This is a genomic window from Spirochaetota bacterium (assembly GCA_038043445.1).
In the GTDB taxonomy this organism is placed as follows: domain Bacteria; phylum Spirochaetota; class Brachyspiria; order Brachyspirales; family JACRPF01; genus JBBTBY01.
Window position 1 is genome coordinate 1 of record JBBTBY010000082.1, and the last position, 961, is coordinate 961.

At 48.0% G+C, this 961-nt stretch carries 1 protein-coding gene; it reads right to left on the minus strand.

From position 1 onward, the window contains the following. A partial coding sequence (locus AABZ39_12745) for a hypothetical protein (protein ID MEK6795640.1) occupies positions 1-961 on the minus strand: 961 nt, incomplete at both ends.

Sequence of the window (961 nt, forward strand, 5' to 3'; positions counted from 1 at the left end):
GCGAACGTACGCGTCCCCGACGTCGAATTGAAATCGTCAGGCGTGAACGCCAGGTCGGTGAATTGCGCAAAGAACCCCACATCAAGTGCAAGATTGCTGAAAACGAGTTTCAGGAACGCGTTGTCCTTGAAAAGCCCCGATACCGGCACCTTGTAGTAGAGGAGTAAAAGTTCCCCGGTGCGCAGGGCGACGCGATTCAGTTCATAATGCTGGAAATTGTACTCCATATGCCCGATGGCGGTCACCGTCAGGTCCTTGAGGGGATAGAACATTGCATTGAAATAAAAGTCGAAGACACTGCTGTCACGATACATGGATTTATCATAGGCGAGCATCGGTGCATGCGGGAACGTGTTCGGTGAAACGTCGTTGATGATAAAGTCCTGTACACGTTTGAATGTAAGCTTCGAGTACAGTGAGATGATATTCTTGCTCTCGTACGTGAATGCGAGGTTCGGAGCGACAAGCCCGCAATAGGCGTCGACATCGGACGGTATGAATTCATACGCCGCATACGCCGACAACTCGAGCATTTTCGGCAGCAGCATGAGCGAAAGATTCATCTGCCCGCCGGCCAAATTCTCCCGATACCGATAATCAGGCAACGTATCGTCTTCACGGTTGTCGACAAGTCCATTGTTGTTATAATCATCACCGGGGTAAAAGAAATCGGGGAATGACAGAAAACGAAGGAAGTCCTCCTGATAATCAGGATACTTGTTCAGGTTCTTGTCATATATATTGCTCGGTGATTCATAATAATCGAAATTGTAATTCACGTCCATCCGGTACGCTGACAGATTGTCATTATTGTCGTTATCCAGCACCTGATAATACAGGTTGTTCGGCGCCACTACAATGATATTGGTGCGGGTAAACGGCGCGAATTCTGTACGGTATGTCGCATCGCAATTGAATAGCGCCACCTGTATGACAAAATCGTTGATCTTTTTGCTCACTT